The organism is Roseococcus thiosulfatophilus, from assembly GCF_017311575.1.
Lineage (GTDB): Bacteria > Pseudomonadota > Alphaproteobacteria > Acetobacterales > Acetobacteraceae > Roseococcus > Roseococcus thiosulfatophilus.
The window spans coordinates 48,500-70,573 of the sequence record NZ_JAFFQY010000011.1; the positions used below are offsets into that span (position 1 = coordinate 48,500).

Annotated in this window: 22 protein-coding genes and 1 pseudogene; 11 read left to right on the forward strand and 12 right to left on the reverse strand. The window is 69.2% G+C overall.

Annotation, left to right across the window (positions count from 1 at the left end; translation table 11 throughout):
- The first annotated feature begins 320 nt into the window (after positions 1 to 320).
- From JTN19_RS05890 to JTN19_RS05905, 4 genes are all read left to right on the forward strand, one after another.
- Positions 321 to 2,198, forward strand: a complete 1,878-nt coding sequence (locus tag JTN19_RS05890; RefSeq protein ID WP_206930987.1) for a ribonucleoside-diphosphate reductase subunit alpha — start codon at positions 321 to 323, stop codon at positions 2,196 to 2,198.
- A gap of 174 nt (positions 2,199 to 2,372) precedes the next feature.
- The gene (locus JTN19_RS05895) at positions 2,373 to 3,422 is read left to right on the forward strand and encodes a ribonucleotide-diphosphate reductase subunit beta (RefSeq protein WP_206930988.1); all 1,050 of its coding nucleotides are present in this window, start codon (positions 2,373 to 2,375) and stop codon (positions 3,420 to 3,422) included.
- Positions 3,423 to 3,480: 58 nt separating this feature from the next.
- Entirely contained in the window at positions 3,481 to 4,176 is a 696-nt protein-coding gene (locus JTN19_RS05900) for an SCO family protein (RefSeq protein ID WP_206930989.1), read from the forward strand.
- 123 nt (positions 4,177 to 4,299) lie between these two features.
- Positions 4,300 to 4,587 carry a hypothetical protein gene (locus JTN19_RS05905; protein WP_206930990.1) on the forward strand — a complete coding sequence of 96 codons (288 nt, stop codon included), beginning with the start codon at positions 4,300 to 4,302 and terminating at the stop codon, positions 4,585 to 4,587.
- A gap of 22 nt (positions 4,588 to 4,609) precedes the next feature.
- Here the strand turns inward: JTN19_RS05905 and bcp are convergent, their stop codons facing one another.
- From bcp to JTN19_RS05925, 4 genes are read right to left on the reverse strand one after another with little or no spacing between them, the layout of a single operon-like run.
- The gene (gene bcp / locus JTN19_RS05910) at positions 4,610 to 5,077 is read right to left on the reverse strand and encodes a thioredoxin-dependent thiol peroxidase (RefSeq protein ID WP_206930991.1); all 468 of its coding nucleotides are present in this window, start codon (positions 5,075 to 5,077) and stop codon (positions 4,610 to 4,612) included.
- Between the two features lie 55 nt (positions 5,078 to 5,132).
- Positions 5,133 to 5,774: an aspartate/glutamate racemase family protein gene (locus JTN19_RS05915; protein WP_206930992.1), complete on the reverse strand. Its 642-nt coding sequence runs from the start codon at positions 5,772 to 5,774 to the stop codon at positions 5,133 to 5,135.
- 3 nt (positions 5,775 to 5,777) lie between these two features.
- A complete protein-coding gene (locus JTN19_RS05920) occupies positions 5,778 to 6,200 on the reverse strand; it encodes a hypothetical protein (protein ID WP_206930993.1) in 423 nt (140 codons plus the stop codon).
- Between the two features lie 30 nt (positions 6,201 to 6,230).
- Entirely contained in the window at positions 6,231 to 7,448 is a 1,218-nt protein-coding gene (locus tag JTN19_RS05925) for an MFS transporter (protein ID WP_206930994.1), read from the reverse strand.
- A gap of 100 nt (positions 7,449 to 7,548) precedes the next feature.
- Here JTN19_RS05925 and queA point away from each other — a divergent pair, with 100 nt between their 5' ends.
- The 3 genes from queA to queF are packed head-to-tail and all read left to right on the forward strand — an operon-like array spanning position 7,549 to position 10,192.
- Complete coding sequence (queA, locus tag JTN19_RS05930; RefSeq protein ID WP_206930995.1) at positions 7,549 to 8,619, forward strand: tRNA preQ1(34) S-adenosylmethionine ribosyltransferase-isomerase QueA; 1,071 nt, start codon at positions 7,549 to 7,551, stop codon at positions 8,617 to 8,619.
- Positions 8,616 to 9,728, forward strand: coding sequence for a tRNA guanosine(34) transglycosylase Tgt (gene tgt, locus JTN19_RS05935; RefSeq protein ID WP_206930996.1), 1,113 nt, complete (start codon positions 8,616 to 8,618; stop codon positions 9,726 to 9,728). Before queA ends, tgt begins: the two co-directional genes overlap by 4 nt.
- Positions 9,725 to 10,192 carry a preQ(1) synthase gene (gene queF / locus JTN19_RS05940; RefSeq protein WP_191084627.1) on the forward strand — a complete coding sequence of 156 codons (468 nt, stop codon included), beginning with the start codon at positions 9,725 to 9,727 and terminating at the stop codon, positions 10,190 to 10,192. The genes tgt and queF overlap by 4 nt, the downstream gene beginning before the upstream one ends.
- A gap of 3 nt (positions 10,193 to 10,195) precedes the next feature.
- On the opposite strand, the gene JTN19_RS05945 is transcribed toward queF, so the two are convergent.
- A complete protein-coding gene (locus JTN19_RS05945; protein WP_206930997.1) occupies positions 10,196 to 11,569 on the reverse strand; it encodes an amidase in 1,374 nt (457 codons plus the stop codon).
- On the reverse strand, positions 11,566 to 11,772 hold the full coding sequence (locus JTN19_RS05950) for a hypothetical protein (RefSeq protein WP_206930998.1): 207 nt from the start codon (positions 11,770 to 11,772) through the stop codon (positions 11,566 to 11,568). The genes JTN19_RS05945 and JTN19_RS05950 overlap by 4 nt, the downstream gene beginning before the upstream one ends.
- Before the next feature lie 80 nt (positions 11,773 to 11,852).
- Between JTN19_RS05950 and JTN19_RS05955 the strand changes: the two are divergent.
- Positions 11,853 to 13,499 (forward strand): annotated as a pseudogene (locus JTN19_RS05955) (thiamine pyrophosphate-requiring protein); the annotation flags it as partial.
- Positions 13,500 to 13,517: 18 nt separating this feature from the next.
- Here JTN19_RS05955 and JTN19_RS05960 read toward each other — a convergent pair.
- A complete protein-coding gene (locus tag JTN19_RS05960) occupies positions 13,518 to 14,138 on the reverse strand; it encodes a transglycosylase (RefSeq protein ID WP_206931000.1) in 621 nt (206 codons plus the stop codon).
- Between the two features lie 258 nt (positions 14,139 to 14,396).
- Here JTN19_RS05960 and JTN19_RS05965 point away from each other — a divergent pair, with 258 nt between their 5' ends.
- From JTN19_RS05965 to JTN19_RS05975, 3 genes are all read left to right on the forward strand, one after another.
- The gene (locus JTN19_RS05965) at positions 14,397 to 15,374 is read left to right on the forward strand and encodes a Bug family tripartite tricarboxylate transporter substrate binding protein (RefSeq protein WP_206931001.1); all 978 of its coding nucleotides are present in this window, start codon (positions 14,397 to 14,399) and stop codon (positions 15,372 to 15,374) included.
- A gap of 170 nt (positions 15,375 to 15,544) precedes the next feature.
- Positions 15,545 to 16,711: a thiolase domain-containing protein gene (locus tag JTN19_RS05970; RefSeq protein WP_206931002.1), complete on the forward strand. Its 1,167-nt coding sequence runs from the start codon at positions 15,545 to 15,547 to the stop codon at positions 16,709 to 16,711.
- Between the two features lie 5 nt (positions 16,712 to 16,716).
- Positions 16,717 to 17,115 (forward strand): Zn-ribbon domain-containing OB-fold protein, encoded by a 399-nt coding sequence (locus JTN19_RS05975; RefSeq protein ID WP_191084620.1) that lies wholly within the window; start codon positions 16,717 to 16,719, stop codon positions 17,113 to 17,115.
- Positions 17,116 to 17,172: 57 nt separating this feature from the next.
- On the opposite strand, the gene JTN19_RS05980 is transcribed toward JTN19_RS05975, so the two are convergent.
- From JTN19_RS05980 to JTN19_RS06000, 5 genes are read right to left on the reverse strand one after another with little or no spacing between them, the layout of a single operon-like run.
- Entirely contained in the window at positions 17,173 to 17,955 is a 783-nt protein-coding gene (locus JTN19_RS05980; protein ID WP_206931003.1) for an SDR family oxidoreductase, read from the reverse strand.
- A gap of 28 nt (positions 17,956 to 17,983) precedes the next feature.
- Complete coding sequence (locus JTN19_RS05985; protein ID WP_206931004.1) at positions 17,984 to 18,460, reverse strand: DUF192 domain-containing protein; 477 nt, start codon at positions 18,458 to 18,460, stop codon at positions 17,984 to 17,986.
- 8 nt (positions 18,461 to 18,468) lie between these two features.
- Positions 18,469 to 19,590, reverse strand: a complete 1,122-nt coding sequence (locus tag JTN19_RS05990) for an acetoin utilization protein AcuC (RefSeq protein ID WP_206931005.1) — start codon at positions 19,588 to 19,590, stop codon at positions 18,469 to 18,471.
- The gene (gene prpB, locus JTN19_RS05995) at positions 19,587 to 20,510 is read right to left on the reverse strand and encodes a methylisocitrate lyase (RefSeq protein ID WP_191084616.1); all 924 of its coding nucleotides are present in this window, start codon (positions 20,508 to 20,510) and stop codon (positions 19,587 to 19,589) included. The genes JTN19_RS05990 and prpB overlap by 4 nt, the downstream gene beginning before the upstream one ends.
- 51 nt (positions 20,511 to 20,561) lie before the next feature.
- Entirely contained in the window at positions 20,562 to 21,956 is a 1,395-nt protein-coding gene (locus tag JTN19_RS06000) for a sodium:proton antiporter (RefSeq protein ID WP_242530910.1), read from the reverse strand.
- Positions 21,957 to 22,074 lie beyond the last annotated feature (118 nt).

Here is a 22,074-nt window from a genome sequence, read left to right on the forward strand (position 1 = left end):
GCGTTTCCGCCTCCGCGGATCAGGCGCTGGTCCTGAGCGGCTGATTCACCGCTCCGGCGTTTCCGCCTCCGCGGATCAGACGCTGGTTTTCGCTTCCGCGAGTCCCGCGCGGTTTTCTGGGGATTCGGTGAATCCCGGGGGTATCTTCCGGCACCCCCTTCCCCCCGGTCCGCGCCCCTGCCATGCCACAAGCGACGGTTGCAGCCGCCGGGCGAGGCACCAATTCTGGCGCCCGCAAGGCGCAGAAAACCGCCGCTTGTGGCCCGGGCGCCACACATGATCTGGTATCTGGCGCCGACCCGGCCTCTAGATGTGGTTGAATGGCGGGAAGAGTTGGGGCATGTTCGCCGACCGTAGCAGAGGGGGTGCCTACCGTGTTCGACGCCGTACAATTGCAGGGGCACCACCAGGTGCAGGTGGACCGGTCGCGCGATGCGCTGCTGACCGATTTCGGCCGCGCCACGCTCGATGACCGCTACCTCCTGCCGGGAGAAAGCTACCAGGACCTCTTCGCGCGCGTGGCCTCGGCCTATGGCGACGACGCGGCCCACGCGCAGCGCCTCTATGACTACATCTCGCGGTTGTGGTTCATGCCCGCGACGCCCGTGCTGTCCAATGGGGGGACGACGCGCGGGCTGCCCATCTCCTGCTTCCTGAACGAAGCCAGCGACAGTCTCGAATCCATTGTGGGGCTCTGGAACGAGAATGTCTGGCTGGCGTCGAAGGGCGGCGGCATCGGCTCCTACTGGGGCAACCTGCGTTCGCTCGGTGAGAAGGTCGGGCAGAACGGCAAGACCTCGGGCATCGTCCCCTTCATCCGCGTCATGGACAGCCTGACGCTGGCCATTTCCCAGGGTTCGCTGCGGCGCGGTTCGGCGGCGGTCTACCTGCCGGTGCACCACCCGGAGATCGAGGAGTTCGTGGAAATCCGCCGGCCCACCGGCGGCGACCCGAACCGCAAGGCGCTGAACCTGCACCACGGCATCCTGATCAGCGACGCCTTCATGCGGGCCGTCGAGGCCGATGAGGCCTGGGCGCTGACCTCGCCCAAGGATGGCGCGATCGTGCGCACCGTCTCGGCGCGGGGCTTGTGGATCCGCATCCTGACGGCGCGCATCGAGACGGGCGAGCCCTACATCATCTATGCCGACCACGTGAATTCGGCGCGGCCGGAGCACCACAAGCTGGCGGGGCTGGAGGTGAAGACCTCCAACCTCTGCTCCGAGATCACGCTGCCCACCGGCCTCGACCAGCATGGCGAGCAGCGGACGGCGGTGTGCTGCCTCTCCTCCCTCAACCTCGAGACCTGGGATGAGTGGAACAAGGACCCGCTGTTCATCACCGACGTGATGCGCTTCCTGGACAACGTCCTGCAGAACTTCATTGACACCGCGCCGGACAGCATGGCCAAGGCCCGCTATTCCGCGATGCGCGAGCGGTCGGTGGGGCTGGGCGTCATGGGCTTCCACTCCTTCCTGCAATTGAAGGAGGTGCCCTTCGAGAGCGCGGTGGCGAAGGCCTGGAACAAGAAGATGTTCAAGCACATCCGCACCCAGGCGGATGCGGCTTCGCGCCTGCTGGCGGAAGAGCGCGGCGCCTGCCCGGATGCGGCCGAATACGGCTTCCAGGAGCGCTTCTCGAACAAGATGGCGATCGCGCCGACGGCGTCCATCTCGATCATCTGCGGCGGGGCCTCGCCGGGCATCGAGCCGATCGCGGCCAATGTCTATAACCACAAGACGCTGTCGGGCAGCTACATCGTCCGCAACCCGTACCTCAAGAAGGTGCTGGCGCGGCATGGGCGGGATGACGCGGACACCTGGACCTCCATCACGGTCAACAAGGGTTCGGTGCAGCACCTCGACTTCCTGAGCGAGGATGAGAAGGGCGTGTTCAAGACGGCCTTCGAGCTGGACCAGCGCTGGGTGATCGAGCATGCGGCGGACCGCACGCCCTATATCTGCCAGGCGCAGTCGCTGAACCTGTTCCTGCCGGCGAACATCCACAAGCGCGACCTGCATGGGCTGCACTGGATGGCGTGGAAGCGGGGGGTGAAGTCGCTCTACTACTGCCGCTCGCTGTCCATCCAGCGCGCGGATGCCGTCAGCGAGAAGGCGGTGGCGATCGCGGTGGACCAGCCGGTGCTGGCGAAGGCGACGAGCACGACGGATTATGAGGAATGTCTGGCGTGTCAGTGAGGGGCGCTGCCCCTCACACTCCCCGGCAGGAAACTTAGTTTCCTGCACCTTCGGGTTTCTTGCAGCGCGCCAGTTCGACCATAGATCAGCCAAAGTAATGAAGGTCCAGGAAACGAGTTTCCTGGCGGGGTTTCAGGGGCAGAGCCCCTGATCTTCAATCAAAGGACACAACCCATGCCCGACGGCACGCAAGATCAGCTTCCCATCCGCTTTGATCTTCTCACCTCCAACCCGGTCTACAAGCCGTTCCGCTACCCCTGGGCCTATGAGGCCTGGTTGCAGCAGCAGCGGATTCACTGGCTGCCGGAGGAAGTGCCGCTCGCCGACGACGTCAAGGACTGGCAGAAGAACCTGACGGCCGCGGAAAAGAACCTGCTCACCCAGATTTTCCGCTTCTTCACCCAGGCGGATGTCGAGGTGAACAACTGCTACATGAAGCAGTATTCCCAGGTGTTCAAGCCGACCGAAGTGCTGATGATGATGTCGGCCTTCTCGAACACCGAGACCATCCACATCGCCGCCTATTCCCATCTGCTTGATACCATCGGGATGCCGGAAATCGAATACACGGCCTTCCTGAAGTACAAGGAGATGAAGGACAAGTACGACTACATGCAGACCTTCTCGGTCGAGAGCAAGACCGAAATCGCCAAGACGCTGGCCGCCTTCGGCGCCTTCACGGAAGGCCTGCAGCTCTTCGCCTCCTTCGCCATCCTCATGAATTTCCCTCGCTTCAACAAGATGAAGGGCATGGGGCAGATCGTCTCCTGGTCGGTGCGGGACGAGACGCTGCATTGCCTCTCCGTGATCCGCCTCTTCCGCACCTTCGTGCAGGAAAACCCGGAGATCTGGAACGAGGAGCTGCGGCGGGACCTCTACCTCATCTGCGCCACCATCGTGGACCATGAGGATTCCTTCATTGACCTGGCCTTTGAGCTGGGCGGCGTGGAGGGCATGACGGCCGATGACGTGAAGCAGTACATCCGCTTCATCGCCGACCGCCGCCTGACGCAGCTGGGCCTCGACCCACTCTACCACGTCGAGAAGAACCCCCTGCCCTGGCTTGACGAGATGCTGGGCGCCATCGAGCACACCAACTTCTTCGAGAACCGCGCGACCGAATATTCCCGCGCCTCGACCGAGGGCACCTGGGAGGAGGCCTTCGCCGGCCACACCTTCAGCAGCGCCCAGCCCGAGGGCGAGATCAAGCTGCCTCCCCACTGAGGGCGGGCGCGCGCCGCGGCCCCATGCACGCCGCGGCGCACTGCGCTATATACGACGCATGCTTCGAATCCTTCGTCTCTCCAGCCTGCTCCTGATCCTGATGGTGGGTGGCGTCTGGGCCTTCGCCTGGGCCACCAAATCCCCGCAGGAAACCCTGGGCGAGGCCTTCGCCAACCGCCTGGCCTCGGTCTTCGGGCAGGACATGCCGAGCCCCTCGGCCGGCGGCGGTGGCATGCAGCTCCCGCCCGGGGTGACGCTGGGCGGCGCCTTCAGCCTGACCGACCACACCGGCCGCGACGTGACCCAGCAGGATTTCGCCGGGCGCTGGCTGCTGGTCTATTTCGGCTTCACCTATTGCCCCGATGTGTGCCCGACCGAGCTCGGCACCATCGCGGCCGCGCTGGACACCATGGGCGCGGAGGGCGAGGCGGTGACGCCCGTCCTCATCACCATTGACCCCGAGCGCGACACGCCGGCGCAGCTGGCCGACTATGTGGCGGCCTTCCACCCGCGCATGGTCGGCCTGACCGGCACGGCGCAGCAGGTCGCCGATGCCGCGCGGCGCTACCGCGTCTTCTACGCGCGCGCGCAACGGCCGGAGATGACCGAATACACCATGGACCATTCCAGCTTCGTCTACCTGGTGGGGCCAGACGGGCTGGTGCGGATGCTGTTCCGGGCCGAGACCACGCCGGAGGCGATGGCGGCCGCGGTGCGCGGGCAGTTGCGCGCGGCGGGGCGTATCGGGACGTGAGGCGGCGCGGGTCTGGCCAAAGGGGCGTGCATGCGTCTGCCCCTGGCGGCATGCGCCGTTCCATGTCCATAAGCTTCCCAATTGAGGAATACGGGCACGGCGCCGCCGTGCGAGGAGTGCGACATGGCGGATGAAGACGAACACGGCCAGGCTGGAGAAGAGGGCGCGCGCGCCGGTGCGCCGCCGCGCCAGGGCCGCCGCCTGTCGGACAAGATCCTGGTGGCCTTCCACCAGGCCTGCGACCAGTCGGATTTCGAGGTGGCGGAGCAGTTGCTGCGCGTGCTGGAAATGATGCTGACGCGCCGCGCCGTCTCGCCCGACGCCAATCGCCGCCGCAACATCGAGACGCTGGTGGCCGCGCATGAGCGGCTGTGGCACCTGCGCCACCCTGACGCCGACCAGGAATTGTAAGGGGCGCGCGCGCCCCTTCCCTTCAGAGGGCCTTCGCCGCTTCCATCACCTGGGCCGCATGGGCCTCGGGCTTCACCTTGCGCCAGATGGCCTTGATGGTGCCGTCGGCGCCGACCAGGAAGCTCGTCCGCTCCATGCCCATGTATTTCTTGCCATACATGGATTTCTCGACCCAGGTGCCATAGGCGCCGGCCACCTTCTGGTCCGCGTCGGAGGCCAGCGGGAATTCCAGGCCGTACTTCTTCGCGAACTTCTCGATGGGCGGCATGGCGTCGGGGCTGACGCCGATGACGGTGAGGCCGAGCTTGCCGAGCTGCGGCAGCGCCTCCTGGATGCCGCAGGCCTGCTTGGTGCAGCCGGGCGTGTCGGCCTTGGGGTAGAAGTAGAGCAGGTAGGGCTGGCCCTTCAGCGCCTCGCGGCTGACCTGCCGCCCGCCCGAGGCCGGCATGGTGAAGTCCGGCGCCGCATCGCCCACCGACAATTCGCTCATTTCGCGCGCATCCCTCTCTGGTCGCGAACCGCAGATGCGTCCGCGCCCACGTCTTTCAACCGCCCAGCACGCGGCGCAGCTTGCGCACCGCACTGTCGGGGGTGGTGAAGACCGGCAGGCCCGTGGCCTCGGCGACCGCGGGCGCCACATGGGCCAGGCTGAACTGGCCCAGCGCGATGGCGTCCACGCCCTGGAAGCGCTGCGCCGCCTCGATGGCCAGCGTGTCATGCCGCGCCACCCCGCCGGCGTCGAGGGCGGCCAGCGCGCCCTCGGCCAGCATGGGCACCACCTCGATGCCGGGCGGGAATTCGGGCGGCATGGAGGTCAGTGTGCCGGGGAAGGTGGCCAGCAGACCGATGCGGCGGTGCCCGGCCTCGATGATCTCCTCGATCATCGCCTCATTGGGCTTGAGCACGGGGATGGCGGCTTGCTCCGCCGCCACCGCCTCGATGCAGGGGCCGAAGGCCGAACAGGTGAAGAGGATGGCGGCACTCCCCGTGCCGGCGGCATAGCGGCCCAGCGTCAGGAAGCGCTCGGTCATGCCGGGCGTCAGCTTGCCCTCGCGTGCCAGGTCGGCGGAGAGGCTGTCATCCAGCAGGTTCATCAGCACCTGGCCGGGCCAGAGGCGGGCGAAGGCGGCCTCGATGGGCGGCGGCGAGTGGCGCAGCGCATGGATCAGGGTGATGCGGTGGGCCATGGGTCAGGTCTTGCAGCGGCGCAGCACCGAGGGGAATTCGATGCAGTTGGGAAAGGCGATCTCGTCATCGCCGCGGCGGACCACGCGCAGCAGGTCGGGATTGTTCTGGCAGCCGAAGCCGGATTCGGGCGGCACCCGCCCGCTCTGCGCGACCAGGCGGATCTCCACCCCGTCATTCGTGACGGCCACCGTCTCGATCAGGCGCTGGCGGTAGGCGATGTCGAGATTCGCCATCCGCATGATCACGTCGCGCGTGAAGATGACGACGGCATTGCCGAAGCAGCCCGGGCCCTGGGTGTCCACGGCGGGAAAGATGCCGCCGGTCCAGGTGCCGAAGAGCCATTCATGGGGCGGGCCCGACTGGGCACGCAGCGTGGCGGGGGCCGCGAGGGCGGGGGCGGCGAGCAGCAGGGAACGGCGGCGCAAGATGGGCAAGGTGAATTCTCCGGGCCGGGGTCAGGGCTTTGTAGCGGCTTGCGCCGGGAGTGCCAAAGCCGGGCCGTCGCGCACCGGCAAATGCACCAGCGCGGCGAAGGCGGCGGCGGCGATGCAGAGGCTCCACATCAGGTCATAGCTGCCCGTCAGGTCGAAGATCAGCCCGCCCAGATAGGCCCCCGTGAAGCCGCCGACCTGGTGGCCGAGGAAGACCAGGCCGAAGATGGTGGCGAGCCAGCGCGTGCCGTAGTTGCGCGCGACCAGCGCCACGGTGGGCGGCACGGTGGAAAGCCAGAGCACGCCCATCAGGGCGGAGAAGATCAGCACGTTGGTCGTCGTCTTGTCGGCGAGCAGGAAGGCCGTCATCAGCACGCCGCGGCCGGCATAGATCAGCACCAGCAATTCCCGCCGCCGCCAGCGCTGCGAGAGTTCGCCCGCGGCCAGCGAGCCCGCGATGTTGAACAGCCCGATCAGCGCGATGGAGGCCGCGCCCACGCTGGCCGGCAGCATGCAGGAGGCGACGAAGCCCGGCATGTGGACGGCGAGGAAGCTGACATGCAGGCCGCAGACGAAGAAGCCGAAGAAGAGGCACCAGAAGCTGGGTGAGCGCAGAGCGAGGGACAGCGCCTCGCCTGCCGTCTGCTCCACCTCGCCCGCCACGGGGGGCGCGGGCTTGTCGTTCAGCGGCAAGGCGAGTGGCACCATCAGCAGCGCGGCCCCCGCCAGCAGGAACAGCGCCCCCTGCCAGCCGGCCACCGAGATGCCCAATTGGCTCAGCGGCACCACGAGGAACTGCCCGAAGCTGGAGCCCGCCGTGCCGAGGCCCACCGCGCGGCCGCGCATCTCGGGCGGCAGCAGCCGCGTCAGGCTCGCGATGATGACGGGCATGCCGGCGGCGGAGACGGCCACGCCCATGACGATGCCCGCGAAGAAGGTGAACCAGAACAACGAGGTGGAGAGCGCCATGCCCAGGATGCCCAGCGCATAGAGCACCGCGCCGCCCATGATGACGCGCCGGCCGCCGATGCGGTCGGCCACCTGGCCGCAGATGGGCTGGGCCACGCCATTCACCAGCACCTGCAAGGCGATGGCCAGCGCGAAGCCCGAGGCCGACCAGCCCAGCGTGGTGGTCATGGGGGCGAGGAAGAGGCCGAAGCTCTGGCGCAGCCCCATGGCGAGGGCGGCACCCAGCACGGCACAGGCGATCAGCAGCCCCGCGGCGCGGGGGGTGGCGGACATGGGGCGAGTCTCTCCGGTTCGGCCCATCCTGGCATGGTGGGGGCGTGCGGTCATCCGGCGGTTGCGCGGGGGGCGCGGGCGCGCTACCGCCCGGCCTCCCATGCCGCTCTCCCCCGCCGATTTCGACTTCGCCCTGCCCGAGGCGCTGATCGCCCAATCGCCCACCCGCCCGCGCGACGCGGCGCGGATGCTGGTGCTGCGCGGCGACGCGCCCGAGGATTTTGGCGTGCGCGACCTGCCGCGCTTCCTTGAGCCCGGCGACGTGATGGTGGTCAACAACACCCAGGTGATCCCTGCCCGGCTGCGCGGGCGGCGGGGCGAGGCGCGGGTCGAGATCATGCTGAACCGCGCCGAGGGCGACGGGTCCTGGCACGCCCTCATCCGCAACGCGCGGCGGCTGAAGCCCGGCGATGAGGTGGCCATCGAGGGCGCCGATCTCACCGCCCGCGTGCTGGAGAAGTTCGACGGCGGGGCGGCGCGGCTTGACTTCGGGGCCGACCCGGCGCGGCTGGCGGCCGCGCTGGAGGTCGCGGGGGAAATCCCCCTGCCCCCTTACATCGCGCGGGAGGGCGGCGCGCGGCCCGAGGACCGGGACGACTACCAGACCCTCTTCGCCGCCCGGCCTGGCGCGGTGGCGGCCCCCACGGCCAGCCTGCATTTCACGCCCGAATTGCTGGCGGCCATCGAGGCACGGGGTGTGCAGCGCGCCACCGTCACCCTGCACGTGGGCGCCGGCACCTTCCTGCCCGTCCGCGACGAGCAGATCGCCACCCACAAGCTGCACGCCGAATGGTGCGAGTTGAGCCCCCAGGCCGCCGCCACCATCAACCAGGCCCGCGCCGAGGGAAGGCGCGTGCTGTGCTGCGGCACCACCGCGCTGCGGCTGCTGGAGACGGCGGCGCGTGGCATCACCGACGCTCGCGCCCCCATCCCGCCCTATCGCGGCCTGACGGACATCTTCATCCTGCCCGGCTTCGAGTTCCGCGCGGCCGACATGCTGCTGACCAATTTCCACCTGCCGCGTTCCACGCTGCTGATGCTGGTCTCGGCCTTCGCGGGCATGCGGCGGATGCGCGCGGCTTACGCGCATGCGGTGGCGCAGCGCTACCGCTTCTTCTCCTATGGCGATGCCTCGCTGCTGTTCCGCCAGGACCAGGACATTTCCGCATGACGCTGCGCTGGACGCTCGAAGCCACCGATGGGCGCGCCCGCGCCGGGCGTCTGCACACCGCCCATGGCGAGGTGGAGACCCCCGTCTTCATGCCCGTCGGCACCGCCGGCACGGTGAAGGGCATGACGGCCGATGGCGTACGCAGCACGGGCGCGCGCATCGTGCTGGGCAACACCTACCACCTGATGCTGCGGCCGGGGGCGGAGCGCGTGGCGCGCCTGGGCGGCCTGCACAAGATGATGGACTGGCACGGGCCGATCCTCACGGATTCCGGCGGCTTCCAGGTGATGAGCCTCTCGGGCCTCAGGAAGATGGACGAGGATGGCGTGACCTTCGCCTCCCATGTGGACGGCTCGAAGCACCGCGTCACACCCGAGCGCAGCATCGAGATCCAGCATTTGCTGGGCTCCGACATCACCATGTGCTTCGACGAATGCACCCCCTTCCCCGCCACGCATGAGGAAGCCGCGCGTTCCATGCGGCTGTCCATGCGCTGGGCCGCGCGCAGCCGCGCCGCCTTCACCCCGCGCGAGGGCTATGGGCTGTTCGGCATTGTCCAGGGCAGCACCTATCCCGATCTGCGCGCCGAGAGTGTCGCGGCGCTGACGGCCATCGGCTTCGAGGGCTATGCCATCGGCGGCCTCGCGGTCGGCGAGGGCCAGGAGGCGATGTTCGACACGCTCGACGTGACCACGCCCCTGCTGCCGGAAACCCATGCGCGCTACCTGATGGGTGTCGGCAAGCCCGACGATTTGCTGGGCGCGGTGCGCCGCGGCGTGGACATGTTCGACTGCGTGATCCCGACGCGTTCGGGGCGCATGGGCCGGGCCTATACCTCGCGTGGGCCGCTCAACCTGCGGAACGCGAAGCACGCCGAGGATCTCCGCCCGCTCGACCCCGATTGCGACTGCCCGGCCTGCCGGAACCACAGCCGCGCCTATATCCATCATCTGTTGAAATGCGACGAGATGCTGGGACCCATCCTGCTGAGTTGGCACAACATCCACTACTACCAGGCGCTGATGCGCCGGATGCGCCAGGCCATCCAGCAGGGGTGCTTCGAGGACGAGGCCGCCCGCATCGAGGCCGATTGGAACCGACCCGAATGACCGCCACCACCGACACCACCGGCCTGACCCTGCTGGGCGCCGCCTCTCGCCTGCCCGCCAACCCGGACGAGGCCGTGCTGGAGCGCGTGCCCAACCCGCACCCGGACCTCGCTTATTGCGTGCGCTTCGCGGCCCCCGAATTCACCTCGCTCTGCCCGCTGACGGGGCAGCCGGATTTCGCGCATCTGGTCATTGATTACATCCCCCGCGCGCATCTGGTGGAGAGCAAGAGCCTGAAGCTCTTCCTCGGCAGCTTCCGCAACCATGGCGCCTTCCACGAGGCCTGCACGGTGGAGATCGCGCGGCGGCTGGTGGCGCTGCTCGACCCGGTGTGGTTGCGGATCGGGGGGTATTGGTATCCGCGCGGCGGCATCCCGATCGACGTCTTCTACGCGACCGGGGCGCCGCCCGAGGGGGTGTGGATCCCGGACCAGGGGGTGGCGCCCTATCGCGGGCGGGGGTGACGCCTACAGGGCGGGCCGCTTTGCCCGGTGGCCGTTCTCGCGTTCCAGCGCATGTCCAGCCGCCAGCACCAGCCCATCCTGCCAGGGCTTGCCCACGATCTGCACCGCCACCGGCAGCCCGCCCTCCCCGAAGCCCGTGCAGACCGACAGGGCGGGCCAGCCCAGGATGTTGAAGGGGATGGTGAAGCCCGGCTTCTCGATGCTGGCGAACTTGCCCACCTCCGTGATCTTCGGCGCCTCGCCCACCACGGCGGCGGTGACCAGCAGATCCACGCCCTCGGTCGCGGCCAGGGTGCGGGCGATGATCTCCCGCCGCTTGCGCTGGGCCTGGAGGTAGTCGCCTGCCGTCAGCAGCGCGCCCATGCCCAGCCGCGCGCGCAGGGCCTCGCCATACTTCATGGGCCTCTCGCGCATCCATGGTTCATGCACGGCCCAGGCCTCGGCCGCCAGCGTCACCCAGCCGGCGGCGTGGAAATCCTGGAGCGGCGGCAGGGTGACCTCCACCACCTCCATGCCCCGCGCGCGGAAGATGGCGAGGCTCTCCTCGATGCCGCGCAGCGTGGCGTCGGAGACGCGGTGATCGCTTTCGTGGAAATGCCGGATCACGCCGACGCGCCGCGCGCGGAGGTCCTGCGTCACGTCGAAGCTGGGCACAGGGTGGCTGGCGCTGCTGGGGTCGGCGGGGTCGTGGCCGGCCATGGCCTCCAGCAGCAGGGCGCAATCCTCGCTGGTCCAGGCCATGGGCCCGGTCGTGTCGAGCGTGTGCGCCAGCGGCAGCACGCCGGAACGTGAGCACAGCCCGTAGCTCGGCTTGATGCCGGCGATGCCGCAGAGCGCCGCGGGGCCGCGGATGGAGCCGCCCGTGTCCGAACCGGTGCCGCCCAGTACCATGCCGGACGCCACCGCGGCCCCCGTGCCGCTGCTGCTGCCGGCGGTGAAGCGCTCCGTGTCCCAGGGGTTGCGGGCGGGGGGCCAGGGCAGGTCGAAGCTCGGGCCGCCAAAGGCGAATTCATGGGTGGCGAGCTTGCCCAGCAGCACCACGCCCGCCTCGCGCCAGCGCGCCACGGTGAAGGCGTCCTGCGCCGGCACATGGTCTTGCATCTGGGCGGAATGGCCGGTGGTGGCGATGCCGGCCGTCTCGTAGATATCCTTGTGGCCGATGGGGATGCCGTCGAGCTTCCCGCGCAGGCTGCCCGCCATCTGGCGCTTCTCGGCGGCGCGGGCGTCGTCCATCGCGCGTTCGGGCGTTTGCAGGATGAAGGCGTGCAAAGCGGGCTGGTGGGCCTCCACGCGCGCCAGGCAGGCCTGCGCGAGTTCCACGGGCGAGAGGCGCTTGGCCGCGATCTCGCGCACGGCCTCGGCGATGGTGGGGATCATGCGCGCGCCACCGGCAGGGCGAAGGTATAGGCAGGCTCGGCGGCCATGGGGTTGGAGGGGGCGCGCAGCCGGTCCAGCAGCACGCGAAGATGGGGGTGGGCCAGGCGCAGCGCCTCCGCCTCGGCCGGCGGGAGGTCGAGGCCGACCTGGCGCATCACCAGGGTGAATTCCTCGGGGCTCAAGGGCGGGTGCGGCTCGGCCATGCGCGTCTCCTGTGCGGGGTGCCAGCTTGCGGCCCCTTGGAGCCGGGGTCTAGCGTGCCCCCCAGCCAGCAAGGGAAGGAAACGCCATGAAGGTCGGCGACGCCATCGCGGAGATCATGAAGCGGGAGGGGATCGAGATCCTCACCGGCTATCCCGTGAACCACCTCATCGAGCACGCGGCGGCGGTGGATATCCGCCCCGTCATGGTCCGGCAGGAGCGCATCGGGCTGCACATGGCGGACGCCATCAGCCGCGTCACCTCGGGCAAGAAGCTCGGCGCCTTCTGCATGCAGCACGGGCCGGGGGCGGAGAACGCCTATGGCGGCGTCGCGCAATGCTTCGGCGAGAGCATCCCGGTGCTGGTCATGCCCATGGGCTATCCGCGCCGCATCGCGCATGTGCCGCCCAACTACAATTCCACCATCCAGATGCGCGGCGTGACGAAATCGGCCGAGGCCATCATGTCGGCGGCCGAGGTCCCCAACATCATGCGCCGCGCCTTCGCGCGCCTGCGGAACGGGCGCGGCGGGCCCGTGCTGGTCGAAATCCCGACCGACATGTTCAACGAGGAACTGCCCGGCGAGCTGGACTACACGCCCGTCGTCGCCACGCGCTCCGGCGCGGACCCGGTGGACATCAGGCGCGCCGCCGAGATGCTGGCCAATGCCCGCCGCCCCGTCATCTATGCCGGCACGGGCGTGCATTGGGCGCAGGCCTGGCCGCAGCTGCGGGAGCTGGCGGAACTGCTCGCCATTCCCGTGACGTCCAGCCTGGGCGGAAAGTCCTCCTTCCCCGAGGACCATGCGCTGGCGCTGGGCTCGGGCGGCCTCGCCATGCCCAAGCCCGTACGGCACTTCCTGGACAACGCCGATGTGATCTTCGGCATCGGCTGCTCCTTCACCGAGACGAATTTCGGCGTGAAGATGCCGGCGCGGAAGCCTGGCGGCGTGAAGTTCATCCACGCGACGCTCGACCCCGACCACATCGACAAGGACATCCGCTGCGACATCGGCCTGGTGGGCGATGCGGGGCTGATCCTGGACGCGCTACTGGAGGAGCTGCGTGGGCGCGTGAAGGAAAAGCGCGACCACACCCCCGTGCAGCAGGAGATCGAGGCCATCCGCGCGCCCTGGCTCGCGCAATGGGCGCACAAGCGGGATTCCAACGACGCGCCGCTCAACCCCTACCGCGTGCTGCGCGACCTCTGGCGCACGGTGGATGTGGACAACACCATCATCACCCATGACGCGGGTTCGCCGCGTGACCAGCTCAGCCCCTTCTGGATCAGCCGCACGCCGCTCTCCTATCTCGGCTGGGGCAAGACGACGCAGCTGGGCTACGGGCTGGGGCTGGCGATGGGGGCGAAGCTCGCGGCCCCGGACAAGCTCTGCATCAATGTCTGGGGCGATGCGGCCATCGGCTTCACGGGGATGGATTTCGAGACGGCGGTGCGCGAGCGCATCCCTATCCTCTCCATCCTCCTGAACAATTTCTCGATGGCGATCGAGCTGAAGATCATGGCGCTCAGCACCGAGAAATACCGCACCACCGACATCAGCGGCGACTATGCCGCGATGGCCCGCGCCTTCGGCGGCTATGGCGAGCGGGTGACGGAGGTGGCGCAGATCATCCCCGCCATCCAGCGGGGCATCGAGCAGACGCGGAACGGCGTGCCCGCGCTGCTCGAATTCATCACCAGCAAGGAGACCGAGGTCTCCCGCCAGTAGGGGCCGGACGGCCGGGTGTCACAACCCGGCCGCGGCACTCGCGACGCCGCGGCGGCCCGCCTGGGCTTCCGCGGTCTGCAGATGCTCCGCCGCGTCGTTGCGGAGGCGCTGGGCCGTGCTCTCGGGGCAGCGCACGCTCTGGAAGAGGTCGCTGCCCGGGTTCGTCACCTCGAGCTTGGCGCGCACGCGGCAGACCAGGCCGCGGGTGTTGCCCCGGCTCGCGCCATGCCAGCGGCGCAGCGCCTCGGTCCAGGAACCATTGTTCTCGCGTGCCCAGCGCGCCAGGATCCCGCCGGCCCAGTCGGCGGCGGTGAAGGGGTCCAGCGGCCAGTCCTCGCCGCGCGCATGGACGCGGGCGTTCACCTGCATGCAGCCGGCCATCACGCTGCCCCGCGCCTGGCGGAGCAGGCGGCGCGCGTCATCGAGGTCCGAAGGGTAGTGCGGCGTGCCGCCGATGGAGAGGGCATGGGCGTGCAGCCCGCTCTCCGAAAGGGCGATGGCGGTCAGCAGCCCGCGGGGCAGGCCATGGATGTCCTCGGCCCGGCGGGTGGCGAGCAGGCAGGCCGCCCGGGGGCCGCGCGTGGCACCCCGGAAATTGGGATCGAAGGCCGGCAGCAACTCCTGCGGGGCGTCGCGCATGCGCGGCTGATCCGCCCGCGCACTACTTGGCGCGACAGAAAAGCCGACCGCGAGGACGCAGCCAGCAAGTATTCCGAAAGCAAAGCGCTTGTACGCCATGCGGGGGCCCCGGGGTACGCGCCGATCCGGCGCCGCCGCGGGAAGGTGATGCCCGTCCAACATGAAACAGCGCGTAGCATGCTGTGACGCGAAAGGGCAACCCAAGTGGTTTTCCTGATGCCAGGACTGCCCCATCTGACGGAGAAGGAGGGGATATTCATGCCCAATTCCCGCCGCATTCTGCTCACGGCTGCCACTTTTGGTTTTGTGCCTTTGGCGGCGCGCGCCCAGCCCGCACCGGTGCGCCTCATCGCGCCCTTCTCGGAAGGCGGCGTGGCGGACATCGCCGCCCGCCGCTTCGCCCGTCACGCCACGCGGCACATGGGCGCCGGGGCGCCACCACTGCGCGTTGAGAACATGCCCGGCGCCTCGGGCGCGCTGGGCACCGCCGCCGTCGCGCGCGCGGCACCCGATGGCGAGACGCTGCTGCTGGCGCGCGTCGCCTCCTCCGCCATCCTGCCCGCCACCGATCCGCGCACCGGCTATGGCGTGGATGACTTCACCTGGCTCGGCCTGCTGGATGCCAACCCCTTCGTCATTGCCGTGCCGGCGGGCGCGCCCTTCGCGGACCTTCCCGCGCTGCTGGCCAGGCTGCACGACACGGTCCAGCCGCCGCTGCGCTTCGCCACCAGCGGGCCCGCCACCCTGCTCGACCTCGGCATCCGCAAGATGTTCGTCCTCGCCGGCCTGCCCATTGACGCGGCGGAGGCCGTGGCGACGCGTGGCGGGGGCGAGGCGGTGGCGGCCCTGCTGTCCGGCGAGGCGGATTTCCTGGGCGGCAACCTCGGCGACATGATGGAGGCCATCCGCGCGCGGCGCGTGCGGCCGCTCGCCATTGCGGGCACGGCGCGGCTGCCTTTGCTGCCGGACGTGCCCAGCACCGCCGAGGCGGGGCTGCCGGACATGGCCTACCTGTCGGGCTGGAGCGCCATCGCCGCGCCCGCCGGCCTGCCGGACGACCTGACCCGCCACTGGGAAGGCGTGATCCAGCGCACCGGCGCCGACCCGCGCTGGATCCGCGAGACCGAGGCCGAGGGCAGCCGCCCCCTCGTCACCGATGGCGCGGGTGCCAGGGCGCATGTGCTGGCGCAGATCGCCCTCTACCGCGACATCGCGCGGCGGCTCGGCCTGGGCTGAGGGCAGCCTCCGAAAACCTGCCCCATTTCACCGGCCATGCGGTTGACGGATCGCGGCGCGGGGGCAACCCTCTGGCCGCGATGATCGCTCGCGGCATGAATGCTGACGCCGATCCCGGGGGAGTTGAATTCCGCGATGACGCCACACGCCAGAAAGGGGGCCAAACGCCCATGAAGAACCCCGCCTACATCGTCGGTGCCTTCGAGCATCCGACGCGCAAGGCCGAAACCAAGTCCACCGCCCAGCTCCATGCGGAAGTCGCCTATGGCGCGCTGCAGGATGCGGGGCTGCAGGCCTCCGACATTGACGGCTATTTCTGCGCCGGCGACGCCCCCGGCATGGGCGGCCTGTCCATGATCGACTACATGGGCCTCAACAAGCTGCGCCACTACGACACGACGGAGAGCGGTGGCTCCTCCTACGTGATCCATGTGGGCCATGCGGTCGAGGCCATCCTGCAGGGCAAGTGCAACGTCGCGCTGATCACGCTCGCCGGCCGTCCGCGCGCCGAGGGCATGCAGACCGGCACCGCCGTGCGCAGCATGGGCGTGGGCGTGCCGGATGAGAGCTTCGAAATCCCCTATGGCCGCACCATCGCGACCATGCACGCCATGGTCGCGACGCGCCACATGTACGAGTTCGGCACGACCAGCGAGCAGCTCGCCTGGATCAAGGTCGCGGCGTCCACCCATGCGCAGTACAACCCGCACGCCATGCTGCCCAAGGTGGTGACGGTCGAGGATGTGGTGAACTCGCCCATGGTGGCGGACCCGCTGCACCGCCTCGATTGCTGCGTGATCTCCGATGGCGGCGGCGCGCTGATCGTGGCGCGGCCCGAGATCGCGAAGTCGCTGAACCGCCCCAAGGTGGGCGTGAAGGGCTGGGGCGAGGCCTACAAGCACCAGAATGCGGGCGGCATTGACCTCACCTACTCCGCCGCCGCCATGTCCGGGCCGATGGCCTATGAGAAGGCCAAGGTGAAGCCTTCCGACATCAAGTACGCCTCCATCTATGACAGCTTCACCATCTCGGTGCTGGTGCAGCTCGAAGACCTCGGCTTCTGCGAGAAGGGCAAGGGCGGCCAGTTCGTGCAGGATGGCGGCCTGATCTCGGGCGTGGGCAAGCTGCCCTTCAACACGGATGGCGGCGGGCTCTGCAACAACCACCCGTCCAACCGCGGCGGTATGACCAAGGTGATCGAGGCGGTGCGCCAGGCGCGCGGCGAGGCGCACCCGAAGGTGCAGGTTCCGAACGCGGACCTCGTGCTCGCCAACGGCAAGGGCGGCAACCTCGGCACGCGGCATGGCTGCGGCACCGTCATCCTGGAGAGGGAGTGATCCTCATGGCAACGCAAGCCTTTGACCGCACGCCCCAGGCGCCCGCGGAAAGCCCCGACAACAAGCCCTATTTCGACGGCTGCCGCGAGGGCAAGCTGATCCTGGGCAAGTGCAAGGACACGGGGAAGCTGTTCCACTACCCGCGCCATGTCTCGCCCTTCACGCTCTCGAACAATGTCGAGTTCGTCGAGGCGAAAGGCACCGGGGAGATCTACTCCTGGTCGGTCGCGCGCGGGAAGGAGCCGTTCTGCGTCGCCTATGTGAAGCTCGATGAAGGTCCGATCATGCTGACCAACATCATCGAGTGCGACCTGGACGCGCTGAAGTGCGGCCAGAAGGTGAAGGTGAAGTTCAAGGCGACCGAGGGCGATGGCGCCCCGGTGCCGATGTTCGTGCTGGCCTGAAGTCAGGTCGGATCCGGTAAGGAGCCCCCGCCGGAAACGGCGGGGGCTTTTTCGTGTTCAGCCCATCGAGGAATTGAACGCGCCGCCATCCATCACGAGGTTCTGCCCCACGATGAAGCCCGCCTGCGCGCTGCACAGGAAGGCGCAGGCGCGGCCGAACTCGTCGGGGTCGCCGAGACGCCCGGCGGGGTTGCGCGCGGCGTTGGCGGCCAGCTCCTCCTCGGCCGTCTTGCCGCTCTTGGCGGCGGCCGCGGCCGCGTTGCCGCGCAGCCGGTCGGTGAGGAAGGGGCCGGGCAGCAACCCGTTGATGGTGACGTTGTGCGCCGCCACCTGGCGCGCCAGCCCCGCCACGAAGCCCGTCAGCCCCGCCCGCGCGCCATTGCTCATGCCCAGCGCCGGGATGGGCGCCTTCACCGAGGCCGAGGTGATGTTCACGATGCGCCCGAAGCGCCGTGCGATCATGCCATCCACCACCGAGCGGATGAGGAAGATCGGCGTCAGCATGTTGGCGTCGAGCGCCTTGATCCAGGCGTCGCGCTCCCAGTCGCGGAAATCGCCAGGGGGCGGGCCGCCCGCGTTGTTGATCAGGATGTCCGGCTCCGGGCAGGCGGCGAGCGCGGCGGCACGGCCTTCCTCGGTGGTGATGTCGCCGGCCACGGCCGTCACATCGGCGCCGGTGGCGGCGCGGATTTCGGCGGCGGTGGCCTCCAGCGCCTCACGCCCGCGGGCCGTGATGACGAGGCGCACGCCTTCCCCTGCAAGCGCAAAAGCGCAAGCGCGGCCGAGCCCCTTGCTGGCCGCGCAGACGATCGCGCTGCGCCCCTTGATGCCGAGGTCCATGGTTCTCTCTCCCTTGGTGTGGTGAAGTTCAGCGGGCGGTGCCGAAGATGCGGTGCTCGACCAGATCTCCGACGCGCAGCCCGAAGCGTTCGGCGGCCCCCGCCTGCAATTCCAGCGTGGCGCGCACGGGGCCGCGGCTGTCTATCGTGGCGAGGCTGAGGGGTGTCGCGCGCTCATGGATGCGATGGATGCGGCCATCGGCGCGGATGAACACCATGTCGAGCGAGATGAGCGTGTTGCGCATCCACATGGAGCTTTCGCGCGGCGCGCCCCAGTCGAAGAGCATGCCCTCGTCCGGCTCCATGCTGCTGCGGAACATCATGCCGACCATCTGCTGATCGGGGCTCAGCGCCATCTCGGTGCGGAAGGTGTGGCGCGTGCCGTCGCGGGTGACGATGACCAGCGGCTCCGTGGGCAGGCGCGGCTGGGGTCGGTCCACGCCGGGCTGGGCGGCGGCCATGAAAGGCGCGAGCAGGAGGGCGAGCAGGAAGGGGCGCTTCTTCATGGCCGCCATCATGCCATGGCGAAGAGGCTTTCGGGCAGCCCCCGGGCGAGCAGGGCGCGCACCTCCGCGCGCACGGGGCCTTCGCGCGGGGTGTCGAGCAAGGTGGTGAACCAATGCGGCGCGGGGTTGCGGCCGGCGGCGCGGTGGAAGCTGAGGCCGCGCAGCACCTGTTCGGCGGCGTCCGGCAGGCGCAGCGGCGGGGCGATGCCGTTCAGCTCCGCCCAGGCCAGCGTCCAGCAGCGCGCCACGGACCAGGGGTTGTAGCCCCCTCCCCCCAGCAGGATCAGCCGCGGCGCGGCGCCACGCAGGGCCGCCACGAGGTCCCGGTGCGCGTTGTTGGACAGCGCCAGGCGCGAGAGCGGGTCTTCCAGCAGCGCGTCCGAGCCGCATTGCAGCATGATGGCCTGGGGCTTGAGGCGGGCGATGAGGGGTTCGATCAGCCCCTCCCGCAGGGCGCGCATCTCGGTGTCGTGGAAGCCCTCGGGCACGGGCAGGTTCAGGGCCTGGCCGCCGGCCATGTCCTCGGCCGCGCCGGAGAAGGGCCAGCGCGCGCCCTCATGGATGGAGACGGTCACCACGCGCGGCTCGTCCTGGAAGGCGTCCTGCACGCCATCGCCGTGATGCGCATCCACGTCGAGGTAGAGGAGGCGCGTCAGCCCTTGGTCCAGCCAGGCCAGCAGCCCCAGCACGGCGTCGTTCACATAGCAAAAGCCGCTGGCCCGATCGCGCCGGCCATGATGCGTGCCGCCGCCGGGCACATGCACCACGCCACTGTGGCGCGTCAGTTCAGCCGCCAGCAGCACGCCGCCCGCGCTGGTGGCCGGGCGGCGGAAGACCTCGCGATAGACGGGGTTGCCGTCGGCGCCGATGCGGTAGCGGTCGCGGTCCTCGGCGCTCACCGCCTGCGTGGCTTCGGCGCGTTGCAGGGCCGCGATGTAGCCGGGGTCGTGGAAGCGCGTCAGCGCCGCGACATCCGCCATGGGGCTGTCGCGGTATTGCGCGGGCTCCACCCAGCCCAGCGCCCGGATCAGGTCGAGCGTGGTGGAGACGCGCGGGATGGCCAGCGGGTGCTTGGGGCCATAGGTGGAGCGGCGATAGATCTCGCTGCCCACCAGCAGCGGGCGGCTCAAGAGCTTTGCGGCATGCCCTCGGGGATGATGGTCCGCACCAGGCTCGCGTCCAGCTCCTCGTATTCGTGGTAGCGGATGGTGGCGTAGAGCTCGGCCCGGGTCTGCATGCGGTCCAGCGCGCCCTGCGTGCCGCCCTCGGCCGCGATCTGGGCGTAGAGCTTTTCCCAGGCCTTGGCGGCGATGCGCAGGTGGGAGACGGGCCAGATCACCATGGAATAGCCCATGGATTCGAACTCGGCGGCGGTGAAGAAGGGGGTGCGGCCGAACTCCGTCATGTTGGCGAGCAGCTTCACGCCCGGCATCCGCCGCGCGAACTCGATGAACATGTCGCGGGTGACCAGCGCCTCGGGGAAGATGGCGTCGGCGCCGGCTTCCAGGTAGCGCTTGGCGCGGTCCACGGCGGCGTCCATCCCCTCGCTCGCCACCGCGTCGGTGCGGGCGATGACGTAGAGGTGGCGGCGCGCCTTGCGGGCGGCGGCGACCTTGGCGGCCATCTCGTCCACGGAGGCGAGCTTCTTGTCGTTCAAATGGCCGCACTTCTTGGGGAGGTGCTGGTCTTCCAGGTGCACGGCGGCCGCGCCCGCATCCTCGAAGGCGCGGACCATGTGCATGACGTTCAGCGCCTCGCCATAGCCGGTGTCGCCGTCCACCAGCAGCGGCATTCCGGTGGCGCGCGCCACCTGGCGGATGTGGAAGCAGACATCCTCGACCGTGATCATGCCGAGGTCGGGCAGGCCCATGGTGGCGGACATGGCGGCACCCGAGAGATACAGCGCCTCGAAGCCCTGCTTCTGCGCCAGCAGCGCGGCCAGGCCCAGATGGGCGCCCGGCATCTGCAGGATGTTCGGGCGGTCCAGCAGGGCGCGGAAACGCTCGCCGGCGGGGCGGTCGGGGAGGTCGGCGCCGATCACATAGGGCATGGGCGGGGCTCCGGTCTGGGCGTGATCACCGGATCACGCGGGGAAAATCGGTCAGATGAAGAACAGGAAGGTGCACAGCACGAAGAGCGGCACCAGGAACAGGCAGGCCCAGGCGAAATAGCCGAAGAAGGAGGGCATCCGCACCCCGTTCTCCTCCACGATGGCCTTCACCATGAAGTTCGGCGCGTTGCCGATATAGGTGTTGGCGCCCATGAACACCGCGCCGGCCGAGATGGCGGCCAGCGTCGCGGCCCCCTGCGTCATCAGGAAGGCGGGGTCGCCGCCCGCCAGGTTGAAGAAGACCAGGTAGGTGGGCGCGTTGTCGAGGAAGCTCGACAGCCCGCCGGTCAGCCAGAAATACACCCAGGGGATGGGCGCGCCGGCGCCATCGGAGGTCAGCGCCACCAGCGGCGCCATGGCCCCCGCGGGGCCGGCCTTCAGGATGGCGATGACCGGGCCCATGCAGATGAAGATGGCGGCGAAGAGCTTGGCCACCTCCGCCATCGCGCCCCAGGTGAAGCCATTCGCCTCGCGCAGGGTCTTGGAGGTCAGCAGCATGGAGACGGCGGTGACGCCCAGGAAGATCGCGATGGCGACCAGCCGCTCGATGCCGATGGTCTGGCCCAGCACGGTGGTGGTGCCCGGGCTCCAGATGCCCTGGAGCAGCACGCCGAAGACCACGACGAGGATGAGGGCGACGTTCACCCAGCCCTCGATGGACAGGCGCACCCGCGCGCCCTCGAAGCCGGGCTTCACCGGCTCCTTCGCGTAGAGCCAGCTGTCCAGCAGGAAGTAGATGCCGAGCAGCGCCACGGCGCAGAGCGCGAAGGGCAGGAAGAGGTGGATGGTGGGCCAGAAGAAGGACACGCCCTTCAGGAAGCCGAGATAGAGCGGCGGGTCGCCGATGGGCGTCAGGCTGCCGCCGATGTTGGACACCAGGAAGATGAAGAAGACGAAGCTGTGCACCTTGCGCGTGCGGTCGGCATTGGCGCGCAGCAACGGGCGGATCAGCAGCATGGAGGCGCCGGTGGTGCCCATCATGCTGGCCAGGATGGTGCCGACGGCCAGGATGGCCGTGTTGGTCAGCGGCGTGCCCACCAGCGTGCCGCGCAGCAGCACCCCGCCGCCCGTGGTGTAGAGCGCCAGCAGCAGCACGATGAAGGGGATGTATTCATCCACCAGCACGAAGGCGACCTCGTTCGCCGCCGCCCCCACCCCGAAGAGGGCGGCGAAGGGCACGAGGAAGGCCGCCCCCCAGGCGGCCGCCACCTTGCCGTAGTGGTGGTGCCAGAAATGCGGGGCCAGCAGCGGCATCAGCGCGATGGAGAGCAGGATGCCCGCGAAGGGCAGGCCCCAGATCAATCCGATCTGGCTGCCATCTATGGACGCGGCATGGGCGGGGGTAACGACACAGGCGAGCAAGAGCGCGATCAGAACCGGACGCAAGGCCACCCCCTGGAAAAAGCGGGCAAGGCTTTCCCCAAAAAGCCCCGCGCGTCAACAGAACGACCACGGTTTCCAGCCCTTGGGACACCCCCCGGCGCGCCGGGGGGTTTGCGTGGGG

What these genes read in the sequence shown, in the direction of transcription:
- JTN19_RS05890 (WP_206930987.1), top strand. Translation starts at nt 321, where the DNA reads ATGGCGGGAAGAGTTGGGGCATGTTCGCCGACCGTAGCAGAGGGGGTG.
- JTN19_RS05895 (WP_206930988.1), top strand. Translation starts at nt 2,373, where the DNA reads ATGCCCGACGGCACGCAAGATCAGCTTCCCATCCGCTTTGATCTTCTC.
- JTN19_RS05900 (WP_206930989.1), top strand. Translation starts at nt 3,481, where the DNA reads ATGCTTCGAATCCTTCGTCTCTCCAGCCTGCTCCTGATCCTGATGGTG.
- JTN19_RS05905 (WP_206930990.1), top strand. Translation starts at nt 4,300, where the DNA reads ATGGCGGATGAAGACGAACACGGCCAGGCTGGAGAAGAGGGCGCGCGC.
- bcp (WP_206930991.1), bottom strand. Translation starts at nt 5,077, where the DNA reads ATGAGCGAATTGTCGGTGGGCGATGCGGCGCCGGACTTCACCATGCCG.
- JTN19_RS05915 (WP_206930992.1), bottom strand. Translation starts at nt 5,774, where the DNA reads ATGGCCCACCGCATCACCCTGATCCATGCGCTGCGCCACTCGCCGCCG.
- JTN19_RS05925 (WP_206930994.1), bottom strand. Translation starts at nt 7,448, where the DNA reads ATGTCCGCCACCCCCCGCGCCGCGGGGCTGCTGATCGCCTGTGCCGTG.
- queA (WP_206930995.1), top strand. Translation starts at nt 7,549, where the DNA reads ATGCCGCTCTCCCCCGCCGATTTCGACTTCGCCCTGCCCGAGGCGCTG.
- tgt (WP_206930996.1), top strand. Translation starts at nt 8,616, where the DNA reads ATGACGCTGCGCTGGACGCTCGAAGCCACCGATGGGCGCGCCCGCGCC.
- queF (WP_191084627.1), top strand. Translation starts at nt 9,725, where the DNA reads ATGACCGCCACCACCGACACCACCGGCCTGACCCTGCTGGGCGCCGCC.
- JTN19_RS05945 (WP_206930997.1), bottom strand. Translation starts at nt 11,569, where the DNA reads ATGATCCCCACCATCGCCGAGGCCGTGCGCGAGATCGCGGCCAAGCGC.
- JTN19_RS05950 (WP_206930998.1), bottom strand. Translation starts at nt 11,772, where the DNA reads ATGGCCGAGCCGCACCCGCCCTTGAGCCCCGAGGAATTCACCCTGGTG.
- JTN19_RS05960 (WP_206931000.1), bottom strand. Translation starts at nt 14,138, where the DNA reads ATGCGCGACGCCCCGCAGGAGTTGCTGCCGGCCTTCGATCCCAATTTC.
- JTN19_RS05965 (WP_206931001.1), top strand. Translation starts at nt 14,397, where the DNA reads ATGCCCAATTCCCGCCGCATTCTGCTCACGGCTGCCACTTTTGGTTTT.
- JTN19_RS05970 (WP_206931002.1), top strand. Translation starts at nt 15,545, where the DNA reads ATGAAGAACCCCGCCTACATCGTCGGTGCCTTCGAGCATCCGACGCGC.
- JTN19_RS05975 (WP_191084620.1), top strand. Translation starts at nt 16,717, where the DNA reads ATGGCAACGCAAGCCTTTGACCGCACGCCCCAGGCGCCCGCGGAAAGC.
- JTN19_RS05980 (WP_206931003.1), bottom strand. Translation starts at nt 17,955, where the DNA reads ATGGACCTCGGCATCAAGGGGCGCAGCGCGATCGTCTGCGCGGCCAGC.
- JTN19_RS05985 (WP_206931004.1), bottom strand. Translation starts at nt 18,460, where the DNA reads ATGAAGAAGCGCCCCTTCCTGCTCGCCCTCCTGCTCGCGCCTTTCATG.
- prpB (WP_191084616.1), bottom strand. Translation starts at nt 20,510, where the DNA reads ATGCCCTATGTGATCGGCGCCGACCTCCCCGACCGCCCCGCCGGCGAG.